Genomic DNA, 3,845 nt, shown 5'->3' with positions numbered 1-3,845 from the left:
TGGCCGTGATACCGAGTTCGCAGTCCACGCGCTGGTTCTGGTAGGCGTTGCGTTCCCACGCGCCGCGCGCTGAGCGATCGGTCACCGAGAACACGTAGATGCCTGCAAACGCCACCAGCATCGAGAACAGTGCCGGATACTCGTACGGATAGATGGCCGACGCGTGCCCGAGCACCTGCACCCATACCGTCGGGCTCAGGATCGTCAGCACCACGGCGGTAATCAGGCCCATCATGCCGCCCATGACCGCCCCGCGCGTAGTCAGGCCGCGCCAATAGATCGACAGCAGCAGCACGGGGAAGTTGGAACTGGCAGCAATCGAGAATGTCAGGCTCACGATGAACGCAATGGTCTGCTTCTCGAACAGGATGCCCAGCAGGATCGACAGCACGCCCAGTACCAGCGTGGTGATGCGCGACACACGCATCTCGTCCTTGTCCGACGCGCGGCCCTTGCAGATCACCGTGGCATACAGGTCGTGCGAGATGGCGGAGGAGCCCGCCAGCGTCAGGCCCGCCACCACGGCGAGGATTGTCGAGAACGCCACCGCACAGATGAACCCCAGGAAAACGCTGCCGCCCACGGCGTGGGCCAGGTGTACGGCCACCATGTTGATGCCGCCAATCACCGCGCCAGAAGGCGTGTGATAGAGCGGATCCTTGGCGACCAGCGCAATCGTCCCGAAGCCGATGATGATGATCATTGCGTAGCCCATGCCGACGATGCCGGTGGCATACAGCACGCTCTTGCGCGCGGCCTTGACGTTACTGACCGTGAAGAAGCGCATCAGGATATGAGGCAACCCCGCCGTGCCGAATATCAGCGCCAGACCGAGCGACACCGCCGAGACCGGATCGGAGACCAGACCGCCCGGGCGCATGATGGCTTCCTGCTTCCCGTGGGCGGCGATGGCATGGTCGAACAGGCTGTTCAGGCTGAAGCCAAAGCGGCTCATCACCATGAACGCCATGAACGCGCAGCCGGCCAGCAGCATGACCGCCTTGATGATCTGGATCCAGGTGGTGGCCAGCATGCCGCCGAAGAACACGTAGACGACCATCAGCACGCCAACCAGCACCACAGCCGACGTGTAGTTGAAGCCGAACAGCAGTTCCACGAGCTTGCCGGCACCGACCATCTGCGAGACCAGGTACAGCAGCACGATCACGATGGAACTCGACGCCGAGAACGCACGTATCGGCCGTTGCCGCAGCCGATACGACAGCACGTCGGCCAGCGTGTAGCGCCCCAGATTGCGTAAGGGCTCGGCAATCAGGAACAGGATGATGGGCCAGCTGGCCAGAAAGCCGATGGAATAGATCAGGCCGTCATAGCCGCTGGTAAACACCAGCGCCGAGATGCCTAGCAGCGAGGCGGCGGACATGTAGTCGCCGGCGATCGCCCAGCCGTTCTGCATGGCGGTGATCTTGCCGCCGGCGGCATAGTGGTCGGCCACGCTGTTGTTACGACGGGCCGCCCAGCGAGTGATGGCCAGCGTGGCCACCACGAAGACGACGAACATGGCGATGGCGATGCCGTTCAGGCCCTGGCCCACCGGCGGCGTGGCAGCCAGGGCGGGCGTGGCAACCGTCAGTACGGCGCAGAAGGCAAAAGAGGCGCGCGTGCGATTCATGACGGCTCTCCGTCGCGGATGTCCGCGATCATCCGGTCGTAGACCGTGTTGGTGCGATACACGTAGATGGCGACGAGCGCGAAGGTGAACGCGAACATGCCGAAACCGACGGGAATGCCGATGCTCATCGGCTGGTCCGGTACCAGCCGCATGGCGAGCAGGTCGGGACGGAAGGCCAGCGTCAGGATGAAGCCGAAGTACACCAGCAGCATCGCGGCGGTCAGTGACCACGAGAAGCGCCGCCGGGTGCGGTGCAGTCGCTCGAAATCGGCGCGGCCCAACATTGGATGCGGTGCCAGCGGGGCGTCGATGGCCTCCGGGTCTTCATGGGTGTTGTAAGGCGCGACGGGGGGCGCGGTCTGTGGGGCGGCTTGAGGCATGGTTGTCTCCTTGTGTTGTTGTCCTTGGCGGTCAGAACCGGCGCGACACGGCGGTCTCGCGCATGACCGCTTCCGGGGTTCGGTAGCGTTCGGCCATGGCGCGGTCTTCGTCGCTCTTCAGTTGGGCCTGCATGTAGGCGCCAAGGTGGCGGGCGTGCTCGACAATGGCCTGGCCCACCTGCACGCGTTCGGCGCTGTAGGCTTCGAGCCCGGCCTCGATGGTCGGCGCGTCCGACAGCGCGCGCGCGAGCGCCATCGCATCGCCGGCCGCCTTGGTGACGCCCATCCCGCAATGGGGCCGCGCCACGAAGGCGGCGTCACCCAGCAGGGCCACGCGACCAAACGCCATTTGCGAAACGGTGAGGTCATAGATCGGCTGGAACAGCGGGTGTGCAGTCCGCCTCACCACTTCGGCAAACTGGGGCGCTAGGAGGTCAGTCGCTGCGCTTTCCATGTCGGCGATGACCTCGGGACGGATCAGGCCCGGAGGAATGCCGGTGGACCAGCATTTGCCGTTGGCATCTGTGAGCAGATCGGCTAACTGGTTGGCACTGGTGGCGCGGTACCACACGAAGTTGAACCGTCGCTGGCCCAGCGTGGTGCTGTTGCGCTCGCCAGCCACCGGGTAGCCGAGAATCTGTTCATGCGGCGGCAGGCAGAACGCGAACTTGTCGAATATCGCGGCGTGCGTCGCCGGTGTCAGGTCGGTCTCGTCGACCAGTCCGCGCCAGGCGATATAGCCTGCGTATTCCAGCTGAGCGGCCGGCAGCAGTTGTTCCCGGATAGTGGACCGGAAGCCATCGGCGGCGATCACCATGTCGGCGCGGTGTATCGAGCCATCCTGCAGCGTGACTTCCGCATGGCCGGTGTGCGATGCCACCGCCGTGACATGCGCGCCGGTGCGATAGAGATCCGGAAACGCCTTACCCAGTACCTCGTACATCTTGCCCCAGGCGGTCAGCGTCTGGGGCAGCTCACGATCCGAAACCGCACTACCATCGCGAGCCAGCGTCACGCGGGTATTGACCGAGACGCCGATGCTGTCGTCGACGGTCACGCCGGCAGCGGCCAAAGCTTCGAACAGTTCCGGGTGCGTGACGATGCCGGCCCCACGACCGGTCAGCGCTTCGGGCGTGCGCTCGAAAATCTCGACTTCCCAGCCAGCCCGTGTCAAAAGGTTGGCGGCAAACAGCCCGCCTACGGAGCCGCCGATGATGATGGCCTTGCGTGGGGATGATGGGATGGGCGTCATGCTGTGGCTCCTGCTTCGGCTTGCGATTGCTGCGGCAGTGCCAGGCCTGCCACTTCTTCGGCGGGGTAGTTGAGTTCGATGGTGACGCCGGACGGGTCTTCGATGAATACCTGGTGCAAGCCCAGGCTGGGGACGGTGCGGTCGCGCCAGGCGATGCCCTCGGCGCGTAGCGTCTGCCACATGGCAGTGACGCCAGTCGCCAGGAAGGCAATATGGTCGACGGTGCCCGTGCCGGCTTCCGGCAACGCCTTGTCGCCGAGATAGGCAGTCAGCCCCGCCGGATTGCTCGGGTCGATGCCGATGATGTGCACGGTGCCGAAGTCCCGTTCGTCGTCGCCCATGTAGAGCCAGGCGCCGGGGAAGTCGAACGGCGGCCGGTACCCACGCCGGAACCCGAGAATGCGTTCGTAGAATGCGCACGACCGTTCGAGGTCCGCCGTGCGGATTGAATAGTGTGCGAGCTTGGTGATCGCCATGCTGTCTCCAACAAATTATCGATCGATTAGTGATCGTGTGATAAATGTAGTTCGGAAGAGGGACGCAGCCAAGCTCCGGAACGGTAGTGTTTACCCTTGCTCAC

General features: G+C 64.3%; 4 protein-coding genes. All 4 read right to left on the bottom strand.

Annotation, left to right across the window (positions count from 1 at the left end; genetic code table 11):
- Positions 1-1,633, bottom strand: a 1,633-nt coding sequence (gene actP, locus AC3G88_RS29290) for a cation/acetate symporter ActP (protein WP_488894479.1), incomplete at its 3' end; no start/stop codon positions are given.
- Positions 1,630-2,013 carry a DUF485 domain-containing protein gene (locus AC3G88_RS29285; RefSeq protein ID WP_488771345.1) on the bottom strand — a complete coding sequence of 128 codons (384 nt, stop codon included), beginning with the start codon at positions 2,011-2,013 and terminating at the stop codon, positions 1,630-1,632. The genes AC3G88_RS29285 and actP, both read right to left, overlap by 4 nt.
- 31 nt (positions 2,014-2,044) lie before the next feature.
- A complete protein-coding gene (locus AC3G88_RS29280) occupies positions 2,045-3,265 on the bottom strand; it encodes an FAD binding domain-containing protein (RefSeq protein WP_488771346.1) in 1,221 nt (406 codons plus the stop codon).
- Positions 3,262-3,741: a VOC family protein gene (locus tag AC3G88_RS29275; protein ID WP_488771375.1), complete on the bottom strand. Its 480-nt coding sequence runs from the start codon at positions 3,739-3,741 to the stop codon at positions 3,262-3,264. The genes AC3G88_RS29280 and AC3G88_RS29275 overlap by 4 nt, the downstream gene beginning before the upstream one ends.
- Positions 3,742-3,845: the final 104 nt, after the last annotated feature.

The sequence above is a fragment of the Cupriavidus sp. 86D6 genome (assembly GCF_057815095.1).
The sequence above is the reverse complement of the archived record's forward strand: the minus strand, read 5'-3'. Positions and strand labels throughout refer to the sequence as shown.

What these genes read in the sequence shown, in the direction of transcription:
- AC3G88_RS29280 (WP_488771346.1), bottom strand. Translation starts at nt 3,265, where the DNA reads ATGACGCCCATCCCATCATCCCCACGCAAGGCCATCATCATCGGCGGC.
- AC3G88_RS29285 (WP_488771345.1), bottom strand. Translation starts at nt 2,013, where the DNA reads ATGCCTCAAGCCGCCCCACAGACCGCGCCCCCCGTCGCGCCTTACAAC.
- AC3G88_RS29275 (WP_488771375.1), bottom strand. Translation starts at nt 3,741, where the DNA reads ATGGCGATCACCAAGCTCGCACACTATTCAATCCGCACGGCGGACCTC.